Annotated in this window: 10 protein-coding genes; 1 reads left to right on the forward strand and 9 read right to left on the reverse strand. The window is 44.7% G+C overall.

Translation table 11 applies throughout. The features are described from left to right. From VTAP4600_RS18245 to VTAP4600_RS18270, 6 genes are read right to left on the reverse strand one after another with little or no spacing between them, the layout of a single operon-like run. Window positions 1-3,222, reverse strand: coding sequence for a non-ribosomal peptide synthetase (locus tag VTAP4600_RS18245; protein WP_102524228.1), 3,222 nt, complete (start codon window positions 3,220-3,222; stop codon window positions 1-3). After that, window positions 3,219-6,176, reverse strand: a complete 2,958-nt coding sequence (locus VTAP4600_RS18250; RefSeq protein ID WP_102524229.1) for a type I polyketide synthase — start codon at window positions 6,174-6,176, stop codon at window positions 3,219-3,221. The genes VTAP4600_RS18245 and VTAP4600_RS18250 overlap by 4 nt, the downstream gene beginning before the upstream one ends. Further along, window positions 6,176-10,789: a condensation domain-containing protein gene (locus tag VTAP4600_RS18255; RefSeq protein ID WP_102524230.1), complete on the reverse strand. Its 4,614-nt coding sequence runs from the start codon at window positions 10,787-10,789 to the stop codon at window positions 6,176-6,178. The genes VTAP4600_RS18250 and VTAP4600_RS18255 overlap by 1 nt, the downstream gene beginning before the upstream one ends. Continuing rightward, window positions 10,789-13,899, reverse strand: coding sequence for a non-ribosomal peptide synthetase (locus tag VTAP4600_RS18260; RefSeq protein WP_102524231.1), 3,111 nt, complete (start codon window positions 13,897-13,899; stop codon window positions 10,789-10,791). Before VTAP4600_RS18260 ends, VTAP4600_RS18255 begins: the two co-directional genes overlap by 1 nt. Further along, window positions 13,899-17,150: a non-ribosomal peptide synthetase gene (locus tag VTAP4600_RS18265; RefSeq protein ID WP_172443173.1), complete on the reverse strand. Its 3,252-nt coding sequence runs from the start codon at window positions 17,148-17,150 to the stop codon at window positions 13,899-13,901. The genes VTAP4600_RS18260 and VTAP4600_RS18265 overlap by 1 nt, the downstream gene beginning before the upstream one ends. A 2-nt stretch (window positions 17,151-17,152) precedes the next feature. Continuing rightward, window positions 17,153-19,459: a non-ribosomal peptide synthetase gene (locus VTAP4600_RS18270; protein WP_145958596.1), complete on the reverse strand. Its 2,307-nt coding sequence runs from the start codon at window positions 19,457-19,459 to the stop codon at window positions 17,153-17,155. A gap of 181 nt (window positions 19,460-19,640) precedes the next feature. On the opposite strand from VTAP4600_RS18270, the gene VTAP4600_RS18275 reads away from it, so the two are divergent. Then, on the forward strand, window positions 19,641-20,996 hold the full coding sequence (locus VTAP4600_RS18275) for an MATE family efflux transporter (protein WP_102524234.1): 1,356 nt from the start codon (window positions 19,641-19,643) through the stop codon (window positions 20,994-20,996). 32 nt (window positions 20,997-21,028) lie between these two features. On the opposite strand, the gene VTAP4600_RS18280 is transcribed toward VTAP4600_RS18275, so the two are convergent. The 3 genes from VTAP4600_RS18280 to VTAP4600_RS18290 form a co-directional block, all read right to left on the reverse strand. Next, entirely contained in the window at window positions 21,029-21,991 is a 963-nt protein-coding gene (locus tag VTAP4600_RS18280; protein WP_102524235.1) for a helix-turn-helix domain-containing protein, read from the reverse strand. A gap of 129 nt (window positions 21,992-22,120) precedes the next feature. Continuing rightward, window positions 22,121-23,842, reverse strand: coding sequence for an ABC transporter ATP-binding protein (locus tag VTAP4600_RS18285; RefSeq protein WP_102524236.1), 1,722 nt, complete (start codon window positions 23,840-23,842; stop codon window positions 22,121-22,123). Next, on the reverse strand, window positions 23,835-25,610 hold the full coding sequence (locus VTAP4600_RS18290; protein WP_172443174.1) for an ABC transporter ATP-binding protein: 1,776 nt from the start codon (window positions 25,608-25,610) through the stop codon (window positions 23,835-23,837). The genes VTAP4600_RS18285 and VTAP4600_RS18290 overlap by 8 nt, the downstream gene beginning before the upstream one ends. Window positions 25,611-25,641 lie beyond the last annotated feature (31 nt).

Below are 25,641 nucleotides of genomic sequence, written 5' to 3' on the forward strand. Positions count from 1 at the left end.
TTACTCGTCTCCTTGACGCGTTGCTTGAACGAGCTTCTCACCAATCAAAATCGATTGTTGTTGAATCGTTGGGGAAAGAAAAATGTCGGCGAGTGAGAGTTCAATACCAAACGTGTCGTTGACCAAACTCGACAAACGTGTCGCGGTAATAGAGTCAGCCCCTAGCATGAAGAAGTTATCGCCCATGTACTGCACATTCTCATCAATCAATTGCTGCCAAAGCTGAGCAAGAAGAACAGACAGCGCGCTTTCAATCGCTTGCTGGTCTTGACCTGTACTGCTGCACCAATCGCACAATTGCTGCCTGTTAATTTTATTGTTGGCCGTAAGAGGCCACTCATTGAGGGCTAACCAACTCTGAGGCATCAGCGCCACAGGTAATGACTCTGACATGCGTTGCTTTAAGCGCACGTCAAGTGTGTCATCTGGCGAATTATCGGCGAGATAACACAAGGCAAGTCTATCGCCATGATCCCCTGTGATAATTAAGGCGACACTTTGAATCACACCCGAAACGCTCGCGGCGATTTGCTCTATTTCACTTAACTCAATACGGTGTCCATTCAATTTCACTCGGTTATCGGTTCGACCAATGAACTCAATATTTCCACAAGGGCGCATTCTACCAATATCACCCGTGCGATAGAGACGACCATATTTAGGGTGTGAGATAAACGCGTGTTCATTCAGGTCAGGGCGATACAGATAACCATCAAACACGCCCGTGCCAGTGCACAACATTTCACCAGCAACCCAAGTCGGTGCAAGCTCACCGTCATTAGAGAGGATCAAGTAGCCACTGTTATCGACTGGTCGTCCATAAGGCAAAGAGGGCCAATCACCAGCATCGTGGGATACTTTGGAGAAGATATTCCAAACGGAGATCTCGGTAGGACCACCAACGGTGTACAGTTGGCAGTTTGGCGCAACAGACTTAAGCAGCTCTGGTGTCTCTGTCGGTACCCAATCACCACCTAAGATCATGAGCCTCAAACTCTCCAACGTGATGGCTTGTGCATTTGCCGTGGCAATCAACTTTTGGGCAGCCGCAGGAACGCCATTCCATACTGTCACTTTCTGAGCGTTTACCAATTGCATCCACTCTTCAGGCAAACGACGATGCGCCTCGTCAGGAACAATCAGCGTCGCGCCCGCCAGTAATCCACTAAATAAGTCGAACACTGACATATCATGATGGATGGCACTCAACGCCATAATGCGATCATTTTGATTGAGGCCAAATGTTCTTTGATTAAACTGGGCAAAATTGCTTAACCCTTTATGTTTGATCGGGACCCCTTTTGGCGTGCCTGTTGAACCTGACGTGTAGATCACATACGCTAAATCGTCAGCGTCGCTGTCTTTACGAGACAGTTGCTCGCCCGAGCCTTTAGTCAATACATCCACGTTGATTTTTTGTATATCTAGCCCAGACAATACCGAATCCGTTTGATACACAAGCACATCAGCACCAGACTCTGAAAGAATCGAGCTAACCCGCTCACTAGGCGCTTCAATATCAATCGGTAGATAGGCGTAGCCTGCAATCACACAGGCGTATGCCGCCATAATTTGGGCTGGTCCTTTTCGCAAAAACAACGCCACCAAACCAGATTGTGGGTTAGCTGCTTGTAAATTGACGGCCATCGTCTGGACCTCAGAATACAGTTCCGCCCAAGTGATCACATCGGAACCACATACCACAGCGATACTTTCAGGTTGACGATACGCATGATCTTGGAGTACGGCATGCCAATCGACAAGCTGATAAGGCGTAACCGTATCGTTGATTCCATCCCACATAGTCTGCTGTACTTCTGGAAGACAAGCTTTCAACGACGTGTTCCAATTGGCATTGTTTGATGAAATAGCGCACAGCAATCGCTCAAATTCATCAAACATCGCCGAAATCACACCTTGTTCGAACTTGTGAACCAATGCATCCCAATTAACGTTGAGTTCATCTTTCAACATAAAGTACTGGCAATCTAAATCGACTTGAGGCGTTTGAGAGATGGCATGTTTGATTGAGCCGAAGATTGCAATCTCATCCTCAAATTGCTTTTGCTCTTGACCTAGCTCCGGCGAAGCGGTGAACACCACAGGCATATTCGCAACACTGCCATGCTTTTGCGTAAGAGAGCGTAACAACTCCATACCACTCACAGATGAATGTTCCATGTCTTTCATCATCTGGTTCTGAAGGTTTTTCACCTGCTCAACGAATGGCAGTTCAGTATCTAGGCTAACCTCAAGCAATGAAAATGTCGCAAATTCACCAATTACCTGATTGATGTCAGGGTGTACACTCGGTCGATTAAATCTTGGAATATTCAGCGTAAAACCATTGTCACCAGACCACTTACCCAGAACTAAACTGTAAACCGTCATCAAAACACTGCTCAGCGTGACACCATGATGCTGTGCATAGGCTTTTAATTGTTGAGTCTGATCTTGTGGCAACGTAGTGAGAAAACGTTCAAACCCTTGCCCTGCTTCTTTTCCATTACGCTTCGCTGGCAGACTCGGCGCTGACGGGAGCGTCTCAAGGCGCTGCTTCCAATACTCTTTCGCTTTCAGGGCGGTGTCAGTGTCTCGCTGAGATTGTTGATACACAACATAGTCTCTAAACGTCAGTGTCGATGAACCCAAACCATCGCTGCTTCCATGCTGGTACAAAGAGGCGAATTCTTTCAAAAGAATCTGATAGCTTCGACCATCAATGCACCATAAATCTAAGCTCAGATGCAGACGGTAGTCGTTCTCAGCCAGTTTTGTGACAACAACCTGGTTTTGTGGCCACTGAGTGAGATCTGATTTCCGATGCGCCAATTCCTTGCGTAAAGCCTCTAAACGGTGAGGCTCAACACTGAAATCTAACAGCTCGATATTCACTTGAGGGATATCTTGCAAAACTTGTTGATATTCCGAATCAAGCACCACAGCATGCAACATGTCATGCCTTGCTATCACCTCATTGAGTGCCCACTCGATCCGTTCAATATCATAAGACCTATTTTGGAACTCCAAATACAGATGCATAGCGACATCACCACCGTCAAGATGGTGACCTCTTCCTAACCAATAGGCTTGTTGCATATCGGTCATGGCGAACGGTTCGTAACGTGAATCTCTGTGCGACGTAACAGCCTCGGCCTTTGGTTGATTGTTCCTGAGCCGATTAAGAAGTTTCGCCTTGATTAGACTCGATTCCTGCGTCATCGGATGTTCTCCATCTCTTCTGGTTGTTCTTCAGCCAATGCCATTAACGTATTCATAAATTGGCCGAAAGTGCGTTGATTTAGAAAGCGGCTGATCGGAAACGAAAGGTCTAGCTGCTTCTCAAGCTGATCGCAGATTTGAATCGCGGCCAGTGAATTCCCCCCCAACGCATAAAAATCGCTGTCATCGTTAATGGTGACTCCCGCACCTAACTCGGCGCACCACAAAGATTTAAGCCAAGCGGTAAGTTCATCGTCGACAACCTCTTCGGCCTCATCTTGTGACAACACTTTGCTATTTACTTCACTTTGCCAGCGAACCGCATGTGGAGCTTGCTCACTCCAAAAACGAGTTGTATCAAAACAGTAACTGGGAATGTTAGCCGGTGGCTGGCGTTTGGACTCGCCGTTCAAACGATCGCAACAAAAGGCGATGGCGTGAGACTCTGCCAACCACTTATTTTCCTCATTTTTCGAAAATACCGTGGTAACAGAAAATTTGGTGAGCTTTGCTTGAACAAGGTCACCCAACACGCTGGTGCCACCACATTCAATCATTGCAACATCGTGCTCCAACAAGTTGTCGATCACCAAGTCAAAGCGCACTTCCTGAGTGAGATGTTTAACCCAATAATCCGCATCGACGCTAAACAATCGTTGACCGGTTAAGGAGCTTATCCAATCACCTTGTACCGGTTGGAACTCAACACATTCACATGCTAAGCGAAAATCTTCACATGCCGACATCATCTGTCTGGAATGGAAACCATGTGTGGTCTTGAGTCGCTTTGTTTGATAATTTCTACGCTTCAGCTCGGACTCAAAATCTTGAAGTTCCGTATTACAACCCGCAACAACACACTGCTGTTCACCATTCACGACAGCAAGATCAAGTGTTTCTGGCAAAAGCGACAGTACTGCCTCTCGGTCTAGACGTATGGCCATCATTCCCACGTCACCTTTACAGTGCTTTTCAATGGCTAAGCCACGCTGGCATACTAACGACACCGCTTCTGGCAAAGTCATCACGCCACAAATTAACGCCGCGGCGAATTCTCCAAGGCTGTGACCAACCACAGTGTCATATTGAACACCTGCAGCCGTTATGGTTTTCGCCAAAGCAAATTGATAACAGAACTGGTAATAATGTGCGCCACCAGCATTAGAAAAAGCATGGTTGAAATCGACGTCCCCTTTCCACACCGAAGACGCCGGGTAAATATCGAGTGCTTCGTCAAGATAATCATCACATTGATCAGTCACCGATTTAAATATCGGATCATTTTGATACAGGTAACGCCCCATGCCTTTCCATTGCGCTCCCTGACCAGTAAAGGCAAGAACCAATCGACTTGCGCCTTGCTTTAATACGCCATCAGTTAACGACGCTGTAAGCTCTTGCCAGTTATGCCCCACTGCCGCGGTACGATAGTTAAAATGATGTCGATTCCACATCAACGCGTTGCTTGCGGCACGCAGCTCAGATTGGTTTGGTCTATTTTCTGTCAGCCAAGTTTGCCACGAAGCAACTTGTTCGATTAATGACGCTTCACTTGTGCCACTAAACGTTAATAGGCTGGTATCTTGAGGCTCAATCTGTTGGGGCTGATCATCGGCTTTCAAGCGCGGCGCTTGTTCTAAAATAAGGTGTGCGTTGGTGCCACCAAAACCAAGTGAGCTGATCGCTGCCCGTCGAACATCACACTCCGGCCATGTAAGCAAAGTTTTTGGTAATGCAAAGTGAAACGCGTCAAGGTTCAAAGTAGGATTAGACTCGGTATTGCCTGCATTGGGTGCAATTTTTCCATGGTAAAGAGACAGCACCGTTTTAATAAAACCAGCAATGCCCGCTCCTGCGTTGGCATGACCTATGTTGCTTTTTACAGCACCAAGGTATTTCGTGGACTGTGAATCCCCGTACACTTTACTCAGAGCGCGAACTTCTATTTCATCGCCAAGTTGAGTCCCGGTTCCGTGTGTTTCAATGAATTGAATTTGAGCAGGCAACAGATCTGCCAACTGCAAAGCTTTGTTCATCACGGCAGACTGCCCCTCAACACCAGGAGCCATAAAGTCCATCTTGGCTCGCCCATCATTATTAATTCCAGCACCACGAATCACAGCCCAAATATGGTCACCATCATCAACGGCATCTTCCACGCGCTTTAACACTACCGTAGCCACCGCATTGCCATTCAAGGTGCCCGAAGCATCTTGGCTAAACGGTGAACACTGCCCATCTTGAGACAAAATACTGCCTTGCTGACGAACGTAACCGACCTCTTGAGGTAAAGTTAACGCTGCCCCACCCGCAATCATCAAATCCGCTTGATAAGTCTGAAGCTGTAAGCAGGCGTTCGCGATAGCAACCAATGAGCTTGAACACGCCGTCTGAACGGTCAATGCTGGTCCAGTTAAGTTAAGTTTGTAGGCTGCCCAGGTCGCTAAAAAGTCATTACTGTTACCAGTTAGCACTTGCAATGCTTTGGCATGATGGTTTGCATCCAAATGTGCGGTAACCGTTTCCCCTAAATAACCGTTCGGATTACTGCAAGCGATGACCCCAGCGTTCAGAGTATTAAGCTTCATTGGGTTATAGCCCGCGTGCTCTATTCCTTTCCAACACGCTTGAAGGAATCGACGACATTGAGGATCCATTGTCTCTGCCTGTACTGCCGTCATTTCAAAAGCACGGGCATCAAACTGGTCTACATCTTCAATGGGCATTGACCACGGAACATAATTTTCATCATGAGTTTTCTGTGCGGGCATACCTATTTTCGTCGCGTTGTCGGGAGAGGTATAACGCCCAGCGCTTTTTCCAGATTTTAAGAGAGACCAGAACTCATCAATGTTTTTACAGCCAGAAAATTCGCCTGACATACCGATAACGGCAACTGCCCCCAAATCGGATAAGATACTGATGTCCGCTTGAGCCTTTTTAAAATTTTCCATTATTTATTCATCCGTCGCTTAAATCGCTCTTTGACTGACGCATTACGCACCGCGCGATTATCTTTTTCGAGTGGTTCATTTGGCGTAGTCGCCTCTTGCGGGGTGAGCCTAGTCAACATCAATGTCATTGACTGCAAGGTAGGCGCTGAGAAAAGATCCGCCATCATGACGTTTTGATATCCCAATTCCTTTTCGATAAGATGCTGAAGCTTGTAGAGCAAAATCGAGCTCCCCCCTAACTCAAAAAAGCTCTGGTTAGCTGGAATATCATTACGCCCGAGTAGCTCCTGCCAAACCTTACGCAACGATGCTAGACTCGTTTTATTGATCCCCCCAGCCTCTGAAGGACTTAACTCAACGGTAGGTTGTACTTCGCCGTTTTTTTCTTTTGTTCCAATCAGGTAATCACCCGATGGAAGAGCAAGGAGGCTAGACAACATGTTCATGCAATCCTTAGCTTGAAGACTTTGTAATCCAGCCTGTTTCAGCGCCGTAGTGTCCACTTCACCGACTGACATCCCAGTGTCTTCCCACGCACTCCAACCCAACCAAGAAGCTGATAATCCCTGCTCCCTAAGTCTTTCAACAGCGCTTCGTGTTGCCGCTTGTGACAAGTTGTAAGAAAGGCTTTGATGTCCCCCACGCACACCATTTAACGAACCAAACACAAGCCATTGAATTGATTCAGAATTAATGTAACCGCGTAACAAAGAGACCAACTTTATCAAGCCTCCTTCGTTTACCGCTTTGACCTCTGAAAGTGTGGTCAGATCCAAATCATCGATGGAATCACGATGAAATTGCGCGGCCAAGTGATAAACACGTCGAGGAGCCTGCTTTAATTGCGGCGCATCGGTTCGACGCTCCTTCCAATACTCATCCAATGATCTCTCATCGGAAAAATCGGTACGAATCCATAGATACTGCCCTGTAAGTAATGTGTTGGTGATCTCTGGCTTGGAGCGAGAAAGCAGCACAACAAACTCACCTTGATTCACAAGTTCTTGAATAAGATGATGTGCTATGCCACCCGACGCCCCCGTTACCACTGAATAGGTGTCTGTTTTTAACGTCTGTGACTCGTTCACCTGCCGCCAATCCGTCATGAACTCGCGGTCTTCGAAACCATTCACGCCATCAAAATGAAGACGTTTGATCGTGGAATGTTTCGGCAACGAATGAACATTCATAGGGGATTGACAGGTTACTATCTGGATCGACGTATCTATGGCCATCGACTGATATGCCTGCGCCCAAAGCTCCAGGACGGGTCCTAAAGCTCTCTCGGCTAACAGCACAAGTTGATTGATTCTTCCGTGATGAAGTGCTTGTTGAATCTCACCCTTACTACGTATTAGCAACTCAATGTCATTGGCCATCACTGCCACAACGGTTCTGTTCGAGCAGGCACGACCACCAACTAGATCAACCGTTGAAATTGGCGAAACACGTTCGATCTTTTGTTGAGGAATAGGAACAGGAAGTAGCCGAACCATCGCGATCGGGTTGTCATTTAACGCTTTTTCCAGGAGCCAGCGTTCAACCATTTTACGGCGCTGAATTTTTCCTGCGGTTGTTTTGAGAAAACCTCCATATTCAAGTATCACGAGTTCAGTCGGGTAAAATTGCAGTTTTTCACCCAACTGTCTGCGAATGCGATCTTCTAACTCATCCAAACTGCTTTGAGATGTTGCTACGTAAAATACGACCGCCGAATCCCCATGATCCTGATAGCCAACAGCAGCCACACAGGTTTCGTCAACACCATCAACCGAACCAACCAAGGCTTCAATATCATGGTTAAAGAAATTCATGCCATTAAGAACAATGCTCTCTTGCATCCTTCCGGTCAGATATAGCTCCCCCCCAGCGATGACACCACAGTCCCCAGTATCAAACCAGCCATCTCCAACAAACGCCTTTTGATTCAATTCTGGCGATTCAAAGTACCCCATGGTGATTGAAGGACCACGCAGTTGCATTTTTCCCACTTCAAACTCTTTAACGACTTCATTGTGCTCATTCGCGATACGTATTTCGGTGTTGGCAACGGCCTTACCCAATGACACAAATTCGCTGTGCCCAATCTGGGTATATTCATCTTGGCTATCAATCGAATAACTAGGTAGTGAAAAAGCCTCACCTTGATTGATTGGTTTCGTCGAGATAACTGTGCACGACTCCGCCATACCAAAAGCAGGCGTTAAAACGTTCGACTTCAACCCCCATGGAGTAAATGCTTCAGTAAATCGGCGCACCGTTTCAGCGACCACCATTTCACCGCCATTGATTAACTCTTTAAGTGAAGAAAGGTCATAACGTTGATTCGAGGATGTCGCTTCAGTGATCATCATTTTGTAAGCAAAGTTAGGGCACCAACTGTGGGTCACTTTGCACTCTTCAACTAAAGCAAGCCATCGTAAAGGTGACTGGAGCACATAAGGGGTTGAAACATGCACTTGCTCGCATCCGAGGTAAGTATCACGCAGGTGCGTAAACAATAAGCCACCAACGTGATCAAATCCCATCCAATTCAGAGAGACATCCGTTGAACGTTGCTCTCGGGTTTGGGTGATCAAATCGCAATATTCAACAATCGTTTGATGGCTTTGTTGAATGCACTTGCTTTTGCCCGTTGAACCGGACGAAAGCTGAATGATCCCAGGGCTATTCTCATCAATCGCACACTGGACGTAACTCTGTAGAGGCAAGTGGTTCGGAACCACAATCTGGACATCGTCTGTTTGTTTCAGCAAATCGGCAATAGCACCTTTTCCAGCCTCGCAACAGACGATCAACGCTTGATTGAGCTGAACAAACGCATCGTAGATTTTTGTTAAGCCTTCCTGCGTTTCCACTTGTGGTGCATTGATTGTGGCAGGTTGCCCCCCAGCTATGACCACCCCCCAAAAATTCACCAGATATTGTTGTAAATCTGCGGCAAGAACGATCACCGGACGCCCGGCATGAGACCAATTTTTCCCTTGTTGCAATTGCCCAGCCACTGTTTTGGCTTTTTGATAAAGTTGGGAATAAGTCAAAACACTCCGAGCCCCATCAACCGCTACGAAAGTGAGTAACTTATCTGGGTTAATTTGGGCCGTCTTTTCTAGCATTTCCGCTAGATTTTTCGGCAGATCCAACGGCTTTGGTAACTCAGCACCTTTCATCCAAGCTTGCTCAGGTTTTGGTTCAGACACCAACGAAAATTCGTTCAACGCATGCTCAAACCGCAAGAGTAAGGTATGAATCTCTGCTTCTTCATACCAATTTGGATCGTACTCCACGTTTATCGTCAATTGTCCGTTGATCGTCGCCATTTGTATCGACAGTGGCAGTTTGGCATAAGAGTTTTTCGCCGCCTCTAACGTGTGAGGAAGATCAGCATGTTCTTCGTCCCAATCGAAGCTTTGGTAGCCAATAACAACTTGTGTTAACGGATTATCATGGCCAGTTCGCTCATGTTGAACTGAATTGACAATATGGCCAAAAGGGACTCCTTGATGAGCAATGCTCTCCAACCATTGCCCTTTAACTGATTCCATCAGCTGCTTAGCGGACGTAGTTAATAGGTGGTTTTGGGTAACGGGAACCACATTGTTGAAGTAGCCCAAACTGGATTCGATTTCGTTGTGACAATCACGATTTGCAACCGCAACCCCTAACACCATTCGGTTGCAACAATATTGACGTCCTAAGGCCAAAAACCACGCTGATAACAATGCATTAAATTGTTGGTGATGCTGAACGTGCTTTATCAAATCCATACCAATACGGTGATCTACATGACCCGCTCGGCTGCTTTTGGGTGCTTTTCTTGTTAACCAATCATTCTGCATCGGTGCTGATGCGAGCAGAGTTTTCCAGTATTCGAGACTTTGCAGCCATTCACCTTGCCCACTAGCGTCACGTTGATACTGTGCAAAGCGATCTGAACCTGAGTGTTCTTGCACCTCGGTGGCATTTAAGTTCTGCCCGTAAGCGTGGCTTAACTGCTCGCGAAATAATGCGGAACTCCAACCATCCCAAACAATATGATGAACAATAATGACCAACCTGCTTGTTTGTTCCGTTTCAACAAAGAAAAACTGCCATAGAGGTGGCGAACTAAGATCAAACGGCGCTTGACTCACCTTTTTAAGCCAAGTGTCATAGTTTTTTTCTTGCAGCTCGATCGATTCAAAAGGAACCTCATCGACTGCACGACGAAACATGACGACATCACCATCCTGACGCTCAAAACCACTGCGCAACGCGGGTTGCTTAGCCTGTATAAATGCTAAGGCTTTTTTTAAACGTTCGATGTCAGGTTGTTGTTCAAAACACAGGGAAAAACACAAGTTATAACTCGCGTTAATCGAATCCTTTTGACACAACAAATACATATTTTCTTGTGAGATAGAACATTGAGGTGTGCATTTGAGTGAAGCCTCGTCATTCGACACTGACGCTTTTAACAAGGTCACCAGTTGCGATTTGTTTCCCTTCAAAAGATCAACTTCTTCACTGGTCAATGAACGCTGCGCTTCATAGCCCAGATTTCCATCATCAGTAATATGCAAAAAAATGCCTTCTGATCGCATTGATTGCAATAGTTTTAACGCGATTCCCATTAGATAATACCTGTTTCTTTAATGCTTGATTTGACGAGATTTGTCGTCGTAAGCGTCTCGATTAATTGGGCCATTTCGCTGAGCACAAGCGAGTCGTAAACCAGACCTAAGCGAAGTGATAACCCAAAGGTTTTATTCAATGCATTTGTTAGCGAGTTCACCAGCAGAGAGTGGCCTCCCATGTCAAAGAAATGACTTTCTGGATCTTGTGGGTAGATACCTGTCAGCGCCTGCCAAATTTGAGCAATGTCATGTTCGCTTTTAGTCATTGCTCGCGCATCTACAGGTAAATTAGGGCGTTGCTTAAGGCAATCTGCGGCCGCCTTTAAATCGACTTTTCCCGTTGCTAGCAATGGCATTGTAGTCACGCCATGCCAAACTTGAGGGCGCATATATCGAGGTAAAAATTGTTCGGCAATACCTTGAAGTGACGTTGCACTTACGCTTTCAGGTGTATAGATAACGCCAATACGATGCTCATCCACCATAACCACAGCCAGCTGTGTAACGGCCTCGTGCTGAACAAGGGTTTCCTTTATTTCTGCAAGGGAGACCCTCTGGCCTCTAATTTTCACTAACTGCTGCTGGCGTCCAACAAATACAACTTCGGTCGTTTCAAGATTCGCATCACCACAGTGAAATTGGGCCATATCTCCAGTTGCAAACGTCGCTTCTCCAAGTGAATTTTGAGGAAACGCGTTTTCATTGAGATAACCAGAAATGACCTGACGACCAGTAACCGATAACTCACCTTTACCACCGTGAGGTGTTAGAGCTCCCCAATTGTCGCGTAGAGAAACAGTAGTATTGAGCAGCGGCTGACCCAAAGTAACGTAAGTTCCACTTGACTCTATGCGACACGCGAGTACATCAGCCGCCACTTCTGCGCTGCCATATACATTCCATAACTCAATATGAGGCCACAAGGTCAGTACGCGATCAGCCAAGGCCTGCGATAAGGTTTCACCACTGAGGGTCCAGTACTTAAGAGTCTGATAACACTTGTTAGACTCAGGGTCATTAAGACGGTGTTCGACCAATGTTTCCATCAGTGATGGCACCATAACCAAACGTGTGATTTGATATTTTTCAAGGCAGTCCGCGAATGCTTCAGGCGAACACTGCGCCTGAGTTGGAATAACCGCAAGAGGAACGCCTTTAAGAAGTGGAGTAAATATCTCTGCGATAGAATCAACAAAGCTGATCGATGTTTTCAGTGCAGAGATTTCTCCAGCAACGTAAGGCATATTCTGCCAAGTCCATGAGAATCTATTCAGTGCACCCATTTCCGTTGCCGCAACGGCTTTAGGTGTCCCCGTTGACCCAGACGTAAACGTCACATAGAGGAAAGGTTTGTTGGCCTGCGGATGAACGGTGGTCACCAAGTTTCTCTGGCTCTTAACATCCGTAGAGTCAAGATATGGCGCACCTATATCAAATGTATTACAACCTAAGACCAACTCACATTGCGCAATCTCTACCATTTGTTTTAAGCGACCTTCAGGCAGAGTTCTTGCCAGCGGTACATAACACGCAGAAAGCTTGACGATGGCGAGCAATGACACCAACAACTCTTCCCCAAGATCAAGGTGAACACCGACTCTTGTTTGATAACCAACACCAACAAACGCTAACTGACGCGCTAATGTCTCTGCTTTGTCATTCAATTGTTCAAATGTGCACGTAACACCGTCATCAAAAAAAGCTGGCGCTTTAGGGGTAGCTTCAACCACTTGTTGCCATACTTCGTAGATGCTGCTGTCCACAATTGGCGTTAACGGCCCTTGCAATACCCCATGTTGATTGTGTGAGTTGTAACAAAGGGCACTTAATTGGCATGAAGGGCGAGCAATCATTTGCTTCAACACCCCCTGATATTGATCCAATAACTGACGCATACTCGATGCCGTAAATAACCCCTTTCTGAACACCAGATTAATTCGTCCTTCGCCTTTTCCTAGCTGAACATTCATTTCTAGTTCATTGGAAATCGCAGCCTGTTCCGTGGGCTTAATCACACACCCCAGCTCTCCTTCAAGAGTATTTGAATTGTCTAAAACAAAGCTGATCTGATAAATAGGATGACGACTTCCATCACCTCCAGCAGCCATCTCACTGACCACTCGTTCAAACGGAACATTTGAGTGCTTCATCGCTGAGAGTAATGTTTTAGTTTGCTCGGTAATGAGTTGCTCAACACTCCAATCCCCATTCAAACGTTGACGAACCACAATGTTATTCAGGAATAGTCCGGGAATTGACTGCATTTGAGCGGTTGGTCGATTGGCAACATGCGTCCCAATGACAACATCATCCTGAGCGAGATATCGGCTAATTAAGAGTTGAAATGCAGCCATCATCACAGCGAATTCCGTGGTGCTGTGCTTTTCTGAAAAACCTCGTAAAGACTCAACCATAGAAGCATCCAGTGACAATGCCTCCGTCTGGGCCGTAAAATCTATATGTTGAGGATCAAGCTGTGTAGGCAATAACGCCGAGTCTTGAAAGTCCTCTAGCTGTGAACGCCAAAAATCGAGTTCCCCATCAACACCATTCTGCGCAGATTCCCACTCACAATAGTTGAAATAATCCGCACGTTGAGTGACTAGCAACCCTTCATCGCGGTAGCAGTCTTGCCATGCCTTCAACAGAATTTGCAAAGACCAACCATCGAACAACACGTGGTGTACGGTCAACAACAACTCACAGTGCCCTTCTTCATGATTGACCAGCAAAGCACCCCAACCCTTTCCGCTGGACAAATCCAACATTTCAGAAGCCTGCTCTTGACTAAGCTTGTCAATTTCCACTTCATTTAACGGCAGACTCTCTAACACAACGCGCGGGGTATTGGCAGTACGCACCCATTGACCATTCACCAATTTCGACTGAAACACATCAAACAGGGACAGGGTTTTCTCTAACGCACTTTTTAACCGTTCTGCTTCACAATCACGTCCTAAAGCAATTCTGAAAGGCAAATTGAATAGGTTTTTTCTTTGCGTCATTTGCTCAACAAAACAAATACGCTTTTGGCTTTGAGAAAGCTCAACAGAATCAAGCCGTTCTTCGGATAATGCCAAAACGTTGCTGCCAGCACTCTCTAACATCAACTCGCGTGCTGAGCAACCGTTCTCAATTCGAATAGACTGACTACCGATTGAGTGTCGTGACCTTGTGGAAACATAAGAGCAAACAGCTCAACCGCAGCGAGTGAATGGCCACCAAACAAAAAGAAATCATCGTTTGTCTTTTGAGGGGCTCTACCGAGTACTTGCTTCCATAGCATGGCGACGCGCTTGTGCTCGGAGAGTAAAATGTCCGCCGCGTCGATTTGGCTGAACGCTAGCAACTGACTATCTGACGAAGCTAAAGCTGCTTTATCTACTTTGCCATTGCCCGTTAATGGTATTGCCTTAACGACAAAATAGACGGAAGGGATCATTTGCTCAGGCAACATATTCCTAAGCAAGGAGTCCAGTTGCCCTGCTGACACGGTGTGATCGTGTTCCCCCACAACAAACGCCTGCAATTGACCGTTGTCGACCAAAATTTGAGCCTGATTTACGCCTTTGTGACTCTCTAAGGCACGATGGATTTCTTGAGATTCAATTCGGTAGCCTCCCACCATGATCTGATCATCTTTACGTCCAATGAACTCGATTTCACCATCTGCACGATAGCGACCTATGTCTCCAGTGCGGTAATAACGGCATCCATCTTCAGGCTCAAAGAATTTATCAACCTCAAGTTCAGGGCGATTTAAATACCCCTGTGTCACACCGATTCCGCTGCAACACATTTCTCCCTCAACCCAAGGTGGGCAATCTCTTCCGTGACGATCTAAGATTCGATATTGGTTGTTCGCAATAGGTTTGCCATATGGCACACTCGACCAAGTATTGTCGAAAATATCGACCTCATACATGATATTCCAAAGCGTTGTTTCCGTTGGTCCGCCAACAGAAACCAAGCGTGCATTGGGAAGAGAAGTCTTCATGTCTGAGTTCGTTGAAAGTGGGATCCAATCCCCTCCTAAAAAGGCAATACGAACACTGCTTAATGCACCAGGGCTCTTCTGCTTTAACGCCGTCAGCAGCATTTGCATCAATTGTGGTACGCTGTTCCAACACGTAACCCCATAACGCTCAATCTGGCGGTTCCACGCAAGCGGATCACGACAATCCTTAGATGCCGGGTAGACGAGTTGCCCCCCAGTCTTGACAGCAGCCAACAGATCAAACCATGCCATGTCATGATGAAGCTGAGTCAGGCCGAAGAAAACGTCTCGATGATCAAATTGGAATCGTTCAATGGTTGCACTCACCGCATTGTTCATCGCGACTGCAGAGATCTTCACGCCTTTCGGCTGCCCTGTTGAACCTGAGGTATAAATGATCAACATGGTCTCAGAGTAAGGCTGTGTTCTCGCCACTGCACCATTGCCCGATACTTTCGCAATATCCAATATCGGCAACCCGAGCTTAGCCGCTTTTTCCTCATAAATTTCAGTACACAAAATCAGTGGCGCTCTAGTATCATCGGAAATAAATTGAATGCGCTCGGCGGGATTTGAACAATCAAGCGGGACAGCAATATGACCTTGATGCATCACTGATAAAGAGGCAGCAACTTGCTTCCATCCTTTTTCAGCCATGATGAGAATTGGCTGACTCGGAGCTAGGTTGAGTGATGAAATGTGGCCAGAGAGTGCATTCACGCGTTCATTCAATTGCGCCCACGTCATTTCACCGTCTTCACACACAATCGCAACCTTGTTTGGGTAACGTAAGACTGTATTTGAAAAATCGGCCCACAAACTTTCTTGTAATAAATGTTCTTCCGGTATCAGAGCCACGCTGTCTACTTTAGGACGTTGCTCTTTCTCAGGTTGTTCAACCAAATCTAAAATGCCATTTAGAAACAAATCGAACATCTGCTCAATTTGATCCGGATAAAACGCGTCTTCTCTTGCATCCCAAAATACGTAAAGCCCATCGCGACTCTCATGGTACTGGCAATCAACCTTTACTTGCGGCGTTTGCGAAATTGCGTATTCCAGTGGACCTAATTGTCGAAGGGTATCAATGAATGACTGTTTTTCACCGCTTTGAGTCACCCATTCAGGGGCATTGGTGAACACAAAAGGCATTGTTTGAACACTTTGCGAAAGCTCATTTCTTTTTCGTAAGATGTCGACGCCAGATACACCGGCTTCCACACTTTCTAATACTACTTTCTGAGCGTGCTTAATTCGGCTCACACGGTCCATTTCAACAGTAAAATCAAAACTAATCAGTGAAAATGTCGCGAACTCACCAATAATATGATTAACCCTAGAATCGTCAGTATTGCGATTAAACCGTGGAACATTCACAGTAAAAGAATCATTGCTTGACCACAGTTGTAGCACTTCTGCATACAAGGTCAGCAAGGTTGAAGCCAACGTGACGCCTTTGTTTGAGCACCAATTCTTAAGCTGCTGTACCTTTTTGTCCGACAACCAGCGCTCATAACGCTGAAATCTCGGCACCGACTGTGAGAGTGAACATTCAGGCAAACTAGGCGCTGGAGGTAAACTACCCGCCATATTATCGATATAGTCTTGCTGCTGTATTGAACATTGCTCGCTATTAAGGTGAGTACAATAATCTCTGAAGGTCAGTTCAACCTCGGATAATGCCCCTTCGTCCCGATACAACTGCAACCACTCCTGAAAGAGGATTTGGTAACTCCAGCCATCGATGCACCAGCAATCAATACTCAAGCATAAGGTTTTCTTATTGCTAGAGGTTACAACCTGAAAAGTGTGCTGGGGCCATTTCGTTAGATCATAGTTAGCATGAGACAGGCGGTTCCGTGTATTGAGCAAAGCTGCGTCAAAATTCGGTTTATTAGCCTCAATCATACGAAAAGGGGCTACAGTCACCTCTTTGAGAATCCTCTGTTGCCCATCTGAAGTGACGACAGCGCGAAGCATGTCATGGCGTCGTACCATGGTATCCCAGGTATTGTGAAGCCTATTTATATCCAACTCAGTCGCATCTATTTCAAAATAAAGATGGATAGCGACACCACCCCCGTCAACAGACGCACTGCGACCTAACCAGTAGGCCTGTTGATTTTCATTGAGGTTAAAAGGTTCAAATCGTTGCTCGACAAATGAAGCAATCGTTCCATTGCTTGATTTTTCACTTAAATAACTAAGCAATTTGTCTTTATTGAGTGTGAGCAGCTCCCTCGTTTCAGCGTCTAGCGTTCCACTTTGAATAGACACCTTTAACTGCCCATTCAACGCCCTCAATTTGATGCCTTTCGCTTTAAATTGTTTTAAAAGAGAATATGTGTCTTTATGATTCATTGTTAAAACGTCCATTCTTCAGTCGTGTCATCTTCCATTTGATTCCATTGCTGTAGTTCAACCCAATCGCATACCTCAACAGGCGACGAATTTTCGGCCAAAAATGACAGTTCAATGCTGTGAGAAAACGTCTCGCGCAGTTCCGTTAAGAGCTGCATTAAGTGAAGTGAGTTACCACCGAGTTCAAACAATGACGAATCGATACGAGTGACAGGAGCACATAGCAGTGCTTCATAGAGGGATAAAACTTTGCGCATGGTCCGAGATACGCTTTCAATCGGCTCAACAGCGCGTTTTTGATCAATAATGGCATCCAACGCTTTCTGATCGATTTTGCCATTTGGATTAAGAGGAATGCTAGGAACCCAGCAAATATCAGTAGGCTGCATATAGTGCGGCATATTTGAAAGCATAAGGCGAACGTCATCAATATCTACGTCAGAACCACTTGTAATAAATGCTTGGATCTGGCGTTTCTGCGTACTTAAACGAACATAAGCCGTCGATATCTTCGCATGATTCCTTATTGCACTCTCAATTTCGCCCAGCTCAATACGAAAGCCATTCAGCTTGATTTGCGAATCCACACGCCCAACAAATTCAATATTGTTCATTGCAGAAAAGCGGGCGTAATCACCAGTCAAATAGCCTCTATGACCTTTAAAATCAATGAATTTTTCTTCCGTTTGCCCCTTCGAACCCACATATCCTGTTGCTAAACCTTCACCAAAACACACTAGCTGACCAACTTTACCTTGTGGTACGGGCATAAAGTCATTATCTAAAAGAGCAACGTATGTCCCTGTTACTGGTTTTCCAATTGGGATGTCTTTCAAATAGTTCACGGAGTTGGATTCGACAACGTGTGTCGTGGTAAAAATTCCGTTTTCAGTTGGACCGTAACAATGAATAAACTGAGCATTCGGAGCTAGACTCAACGCTCGTTGCACATGAGAAACCGACACCTTTTCTCCTCCGAACATCACGTAAGAAAGAGAGTCAAAGATCAACGCATCTGCATCGGAAATTCGGTTAAACAAACCTGAAGTGAAAAACGAGGTTGTGACGTTGAATTCCCTCAACTTCCGCGATAGCAACTCAACATCCAACACCTCATCTTTATTCAATATTGCCAATGTCGCACCGTTATACAGCGCTCCCCACAATTCCAATGCTGATGCATCAAATGCCAGGTTAGCAATATAACTAATGATTTGCTCCGTCATAGGACCTAAAAAATTAGGTTGGTCGATGATTCTCGCGATGGCTAGCCCGGGAAGAGCGACCCCTTTAGGCATCCCCTCTGAACCCGAAGTAAAGTACACATAGCTAGGCTTTTCCAGCGCTAAGGGCCGCAGTTGTTGAGGGCTGATTTGACGACTAGTGCTTTGATTCTTAGCTTCAAGTAGATACTCAATCGTTATCACATTTGTTTTACTTTGTAGCTCATTCGCTTTTTCAACAGAAGTGATAATACTTTGGCACTCAACAAGCGATAACTGTTGTTTTACGCGCTCAAGCGGTGTGTCGTAGTAGATAGGGACAGCCGCACAACCCAGTGCGTGGCAAGCTAATGTCGCCACGATTTGATAGACATCTCTTTCCAAGTAAAGCGCAATTGGATCATTAGATTCTAGGTATGGCACGACTTGAGAAATAATCGCTTCAGTTTCAGCCAAAAGTTCAGCGTATGTCCATTTCACATTGGTGGATATGATCGCTAATTTATTCGGATTACTAAGCGCTTGGTTGCGGAAAGTTGAGTACAACGAATGATCGGGATTGCATTTCTTCGTCTCGCCCACCATAAATACGTTGCCAAGTAAATCCTCGCTCTCACAATGTTGAATAAACAGTTCGATCTCTTTCGCATCATAACCGTCCGTAAAGTAGATAACATTGTCACGGCCTAACGACACAACCAACGCATCAGCATTTAAACCCAGCAACACATGAAGCTCACTTGGTTTTTTGGAATCAAAGCTCACTATCGTGCGTACGTTTTTCTTCGGTAAAGCAGCCGCTTCAAAACAGAACTGTTTTATTTTCTGCTGTCGAAGTGACCATTCGAGTGAAGCTGTATGCCATTGTTCATCCATCAAAACGTTGCATTCAACGTACCCTTGGCCGGTCATTGAAGCACCGACTGAGAGAAGGTGACGAACGTATGCCTGTACATTTTCCCTGTCCAAAGCTTGTATCGGCCGTGAGTTTAACGCTGAAAACTCCGATACATCGCGCCCAACGGGAAGTAGGAAGTAATGGGCACCCTGCTCTCTTTCAAGCGGAGAAGTTTGTTCTACTAACACGTGAGATGTCCCAATAATGTTTTAAAAGATCATCAGGTTAAACAAATATTACCCAAATGCTAATGATATCCATTATCAAATCCGTAGGGTGAATATATTGCTCCGCATAATGACAAAAACATTGTTTCCCACATGCCACAATACCGAAATCGAGCAACATAACTTAACCATGGATTAATACATGAACAAGAAAACACCGATTTATAAAGAGATAATCAAACTCTCTTTACCACTAATGTTTATCCAAATATGCCAAGCTTCACTAGGACTCGTCGACACCCTTCTCGCCGGACAATACCATTACAAGGATCTCGCAGCGGTGGGACTGGCTAGTAACATATGGACTCCTATCGCCATTCTTATTACGGGCATTATGTACGCGTTGGTCCCGAAGTTTTCAGCGGCAGATGCTAAACAAGATAATGCAGCTTGCGCGAAATTGTTGGCTATGGGTAAACGTAATGCCGCGGCGCTGTCTGTGATTGGATTCATTGCATTACAGCTTTGTGCCTTCTCAGCCCCCTATATCATCTCTGATCAGGAGGTCGCAAAAATAAGTCAAAACTATCTTCACGCTGTTGCCTTCGCCGTACCCGGTCTTACTTATATGATTCTTTATCGATTTTTCAATGAAGGTCGGGGAAAAATGCTACCGATTGCAGTTACTGGGGCTCTACTGTTGATGCTCAATAGCGTTCTCAATATTGTTCTTGTTAATGGTTATCTAGGGTTACCAGAACTCGGAGGATTAGGTTGTGGGGTAGCAACGGCAATCACGACGTATTGTGCTCTTATTTGTCTATTCGCCCTTTCCAGAAAGTCACTTAAATCCACAACTCATCAACATATCCACTTTGAGAACTCGGAAGCAAGAAACTTAATGCTAGAGGGCTTACCGATCGGCATTGCGCTCATCCTAGAAGTATTGGCACTGACTGCGTTAGCTTTCTTTGCTTCGGCACTTGGCACCAAAGTGATCGCTGCACATCAAGTCGCCATAAATATTGCTATGGTCGTATTCATGATTCCGGTAGCAATAAGCAGTGCCGCGACCATTCAGGTATCCAAATATAGGGGAATGACTTTGCCATTGGAATCTAAACGTTCTGGTATCGCAGCTCTCACCATAGCAACCCTATATGGAGGGATCATGACGGTACTCATTTTAGTGTTTGGTAATCAAATCGCACCTTGGTTTAGCGATGATCCAGAAGTAACAACGCTCATTTCGAGCCTGATTATTTTCATTGCGATGTTTCAGCTCGTCGACGCAATACAAATGGTCGCCGCAGGTATCTTACGTGGCCTAGAAGAATTTGTGCGACCTCTAGTGACGGTGTTGTTTGTCTATTGGATTGTCATTATACCTATCAGTTATTTAATTGGAGTCAAAGGTTGGCTAGTTGACCAACCTAACATCGAACATATCTGGCTCTTGCTCACCTGTGGACTTACCTTTGCTGCGTTGTTGTTAGGTACTCAAAGCTACCTTCAGTTAACAAAAAATGTACACAAATCCGAGCTAGCAAGCGCATAGAAAAAAGGCTCAAGCAATGCTTGAGCCTTTTTTTACCCTACGTGAACCGATTTTCGTCGGTAATGTTTTGGGCTACACATGTACTGCTCTTTAAACTTTTTTGAAAAGTGTCCTACGTGTTTAAATCCAACAATATGCGCCACTTCCTGAACGGAGAGATCACCCACAGCCAAGAGTTCTCCAGCCTTAGCCATGCGCTTATTGGATAAAAACCCATACACAGTATCTCCGAAGACCATCTTAAAATTTTTCTTCAGTTTGTTGTCGTTAATACCAATTTGGCGGGACAGCTCGATTAATGATGGAGGCGAGTCCATACGCTCTTCCATAATTCGAGCCGCTAGCTGAATACAATCCATGTCTCGCGGCGTCATTCCACAACATATATTTACCTCTCGGTGCATGTTGTGATAAATAAGGGCAAGCAGTTCCAACACTTTACCTTGCAAATAAAGAATGTTGGCGGTTTTTCCTAGTTTAGAACGAAAGATTTCATCTACGTTCTTGACAATATCAGAGGTCACTTGAACAGACTCAAATCGATTAATTTCAAAATGTGCACCCGAACCATCTTCAAATAACGACTCCATCATTGCCTTGGGAACACAGAAGTTTATAAACTTCACTCGAGATGTATCGTAACGAAACTCCAATTCCCCTTCGTGACAAACAAAAAACAGCGCCTTATCTTTATCTATAATTATCGATTCTTTCTCACCTGATACTAATACCTCAACCTCTCCTTCAATTGCGAGGCATGCTCCAAAGTAGTCCTGCGCAACCTCTTTAAAGCTAGTAGGGCTATTAAAAGTAACGTCACTGTAGGTGATATTTAGGCCAGGAGCTAATTCAACAATGTAACCATGACCTAAACATACATTTTCATCGAGCTCGACTTTTGTTGTTGCATAATCCGCAAGTCGATTTTCGCCGCCCCCTTCAAACCCTTCACACATTTTAAAAGCAGACTGAACGTTACTTTTTACATAGGCCATGATTACATCTCTTAGCTTTTATTCTCTAGTGAGTAGCCCTTGAAAATACTACAAATGATAATTATTATCAATTGGGTTAATAGTTGTACAAATGTTAGAATCGAGAGATAAGCTTATAAAAACAATATGTTAAGCAACCCAGCCTTGCGATTCTAACTGGTCATTCCACAGTGTTTTATATACATTGGACGATTTCATCAACTGCTTATGGGTACCAATCGCTTCTATATTGCCATTAGCCAAGACAACTATCTGATCAGCATGGACCACATTCAACAGATTATGAGCCACGACGATCACTGTTTTGTCTTTCACTAAAGAGGAAATAGCTCCTTGTACAAGCATTTCATTATTCGCATCCAAAGCCGAAGTCGCCTCATCAAGTAGAACAATAGGTGCACATTTTATCAGCGCTCTGGCGATAGAAATTCGTTGTTTTTCACCACCAGAAAGTCTCGTCCCTCCCTCACCGACAATCGTTTGTAATCCTTCCGGAAAACGATGAATGAACTCCCAACATTGAGCTTGACGACAAACCATCTCCAATTTTGATGATGAAATTTCTTGTCCCATCACCAAATTGTTATAGATAGTATCGTCAAAAAGGTAAACCTCTTGAAAAACCATACTAATATGTTCAGAGATCTCGGTTTGACTCATGTTTTTTACATTCTTTCCGCCAATAGTGATGGTGCCTTCATCCGTGTCCCAAAAACGAGCAAGCAAACTCATCATTGTTGATTTACCTGATCCCGACGGTCCTACTATCGCCGTTACAGAGCGCTCAGGAAAAGTAACATTCATACGATTGAAAAACGGTGCATCTTGATAACTAAAGTGCACATTATTGAAACTCACTTCATGACCTTCGTTTTTCAGTACAGTCTCAGTCTCTTCCTCCAGTTCTTCTTGCTCTAATACCCCTTCAATACGAGACATAGAAATCTTAAAATATTGAAATTGAGTCAGTAAAATGGCAAGTTGCGTGAGAGGGCGATAGAATTGCATTGAGACAAGTAAGAATAACAAAAAAACAGTAATTGGAAGCGTTTCTGTCCCGATAAAATAAAGACCAAACATGATCAAGCTGGCAAAACCTGACTCAGAAAAAATAATGAATGCGGCTGGGGCTAAACTCGCTCTCATTTCATATTTTAGATGAGCGTCTCGTGCACTTTTCATTTTGTCGTCAAGTTCGAGGAACTCTCCATCAGCTTGCCCATGCGCTCTAAGTACTCGTATTCCCATAATGTACTCAAAGATTGCGCTACTTAATTTGTCTGCGGTTCGAAACAGTTTACTTTTCCCCTGTTGACTTAAACGAGACAAAACCACGAACATAACGATCGCTATAGGAAAACCGATCAGCATGCTCAACGCTAAACGCCAGTCAAATATGAATAGACCAACCATTAACAATACAAGAACACAGGCAATTCCGAGCACATAACTAATAACGTGAGATAATGTATGCTCTGTAAACTCAACATCTTTTAATAAAGTATTATTGAGCTTTCCTAAATCCATAGAGAGTAATGAACCTAATGGAATGTGAGTGAGCTTTCTCATCATATCTTTACGCATTTTGTAACCGGAACGACTACTAAATTCACTGTGCGTAGTGAACGTCATTTTCACTGCGATCAGCCGGGCGACCAAACAAACAACAATTAAACCACAATAAAAAAAGAGGTTGTTTATAGATGGCGTTGGAGCCAACATTTCGGTAAGGATAAAGAACACACAAAAATTCGGAATAATCATTGTTACCGCATCAGCTATCGTTACGGCTATATTTTTCCCAATCGTTGCCATCGAGCAACCAGATAAACGCATTATTTGATCAAGCACAATTCATTTCCTCATTCTTTGCTTTGTTGGTCACTGACCACTTTTGAGCATTTTGGCTGGTACGCCACATTGAACCATATAAGCCATTAAGTGCGATCAATTCATCATGCGTCCCTTTCTCAATAAGCTTCCCTTCGTCTATAACGAGGATCTGGTCTGCCCGCTGAATCGTGACCAGACGATGAGCAATAATGATCACTGTTTTTCCTATCATCAGTTTGTTCAAGGCGCTTTGAATAAGCTTTTGATTTGTAGCATCGGAATGAGAGGTCGGCTCATCCAAAATTATGATTGGTGCATCTTTCAATATCGCGCGTGCAATGGATAGCCTTTGTTTTTGACCACCACTAAGTCGTGTATCTTTGCCGATCACGGTGTCATACCCATCAGGAAGCTTACAAATAAAATCATGAGCATTTGCCGATTTTGCTGCCGCTACAATCGCCTCTGTTGAATAATATTTACCCATCGAAAGGTTATTCGATACCGACTGAGTAAATACAAAAGGGTCTTGGTAAACCATTGCTATGGCATCCATACGCTTCTCTTCAGACATCTGTGATAAAGCGACCCCGCCAATAAGAATTTCGCCTCCAGTCAACGGCCAGAAACCTGCTAACAAAGAAGCCAACGTGGTTTTCCCTGCCCCAGAAGGACCAACGATAGCAGTAAGACTTCCGGAAGGTAACGTGAAGCTAACATCATTGATCGCCTTGCGTTGCTGCTCTTCATAGCAAAAGTCGACATTTTTAAACTCTATGTCATGCCGATGTATTTCGGATTGACTCGCAATGCCTTCCATTTCCGGTAAATTGGCTATTCTTATTAAACGCGCAACACCTTCAAATACTTGCCCAAGATAGGTACTTAATAACGTGAGATTAAACAGCGGCTCTAACATACCCACACCAAGCAAGATGCACAGTAGAAAGCTAGAGATACTTAACGAACCCTGAGCCCAAAAATACAAGCCGAAAGGCACCAGAAAGACAAGCCCAGAACTAAGAACGATTTTAAATAAAGCAAACGGCCAACCCGCACTTTTAGTCCATGATTCAATATAGTTCTTATGGTGTTGTATATCATTGTCTAGCTGGCTATAAGAGTGCTCACCAATACCAAATAAACGCACAACGGGCATAGCTTTAATAAATTCAGTCACAGAGCTGTTTAGTTTTTCAACGGACTCATGATATTGCTCAGCCTTCGACTTATAGTCCTTAAACAGCACAGCCTGACATAGAATAGCTAACGGAATTGGTACTAATGCGATCAGCGCCATTCTAGTGTCAATCACCAATAACAAAATAAAAGTCGCCAATGGGATAATAAAAGAGGACACCAAATCAGGGAGTTGATGTGCAATAAATACCTCGATCCGATCGATATCTTCCGTCAGATTCTTTTTCAGCTCTCCACTGTTTGTTTGACTAAAAAAGCCGAGTCTTATTTTTGAAAGGCGATTTATTACCGAGAGCCTAATATTATATTGAATATGAAAAGCGCAATGATGGGACAAATAAACTGACATCAATAGAGATACGTAACGTGCAACCATGATGGTAAACGCAATAACCGATAGCGACCAAAGCTGGTCCCAACCTGCGCCCACTAACAGTTTATCGACAATTAAATAAACAACATAATAAGGTCCAAGGGCAAGAACAGCAGCGGTCAACGAAAATAGAACCGCTAACCAAAGCATCCACTGTTGTACCTTACATTGATTGAGCAACCATTTTAAAGGGTGAGAATCTGTTTGTTGCATAATAAATCCTTTTTTAAACGCAAAAAAGGCA

This window comes from Vibrio tapetis subsp. tapetis, from assembly GCF_900233005.1.
Taxonomy (GTDB): domain Bacteria; phylum Pseudomonadota; class Gammaproteobacteria; order Enterobacterales; family Vibrionaceae; genus Vibrio; species Vibrio tapetis.

Bases quoted from the DNA above. Each gene is read 5' to 3' on its own strand.
- VTAP4600_RS18260 (WP_102524231.1), bottom strand. From the start codon at position 13,899: ATGTTAGAGAGTGCTGGCAGCAACGTTTTGGCATTATCCGAAGAACGG.
- VTAP4600_RS18250 (WP_102524229.1), bottom strand. From the start codon at position 6,176: ATGGAAAATTTTAAAAAGGCTCAAGCGGACATCAGTATCTTATCCGAT.
- VTAP4600_RS18290 (WP_172443174.1), bottom strand. From the start codon at position 25,610: ATGCAACAAACAGATTCTCACCCTTTAAAATGGTTGCTCAATCAATGT.
- VTAP4600_RS18265 (WP_172443173.1), bottom strand. From the start codon at position 17,150: ATGAATCATAAAGACACATATTCTCTTTTAAAACAATTTAAAGCGAAA.
- VTAP4600_RS18245 (WP_102524228.1), bottom strand. From the start codon at position 3,222: ATGACGCAGGAATCGAGTCTAATCAAGGCGAAACTTCTTAATCGGCTC.
- VTAP4600_RS18275 (WP_102524234.1), top strand. From the start codon at position 19,641: ATGAACAAGAAAACACCGATTTATAAAGAGATAATCAAACTCTCTTTA.
- VTAP4600_RS18280 (WP_102524235.1), bottom strand. From the start codon at position 21,991: ATGGCCTATGTAAAAAGTAACGTTCAGTCTGCTTTTAAAATGTGTGAA.
- VTAP4600_RS18255 (WP_102524230.1), bottom strand. From the start codon at position 10,789: ATGGGAATCGCGTTAAAACTATTGCAATCAATGCGATCAGAAGGCATT.